Genomic DNA, 253 nt, shown 5'->3' on the forward strand with positions numbered 1-253 from the left:
TTCTATAATTGTAAAATTGTTGGAATGTTGGAATGTTGAAGTGTTTGAGTTACAAAAATCCAGAAAATCTAAAAGTGCAAAAGAAACTCCGAAAAGAATGACTTTTTTATCTTTCAGAGTGTTTAGAAGCTCAAATAAATCTGAATGATTGTAAAGAAAATATCCGTTTTCAGGCTTGGCAGATTTCTTCATCAAATAATCTACCATATATATTAAGGAAGAATTTTGTTTTTCCAAATAGCTTGGAAGCAAG

Annotated in this window: 1 pseudogene; it reads right to left on the reverse strand. The window is 29.2% G+C overall.

Annotation, left to right across the window (positions count from 1 at the left end):
- Positions 1 to 253 (reverse strand): annotated as a pseudogene (locus SCA31_RS24580) (acyl transferase); the annotation flags it as partial.

The sequence above is a fragment of the Chryseobacterium sp. SIMBA_028 genome (assembly GCF_046535285.1).
In the GTDB taxonomy this organism is placed as follows: domain Bacteria; phylum Bacteroidota; class Bacteroidia; order Flavobacteriales; family Weeksellaceae; genus Chryseobacterium.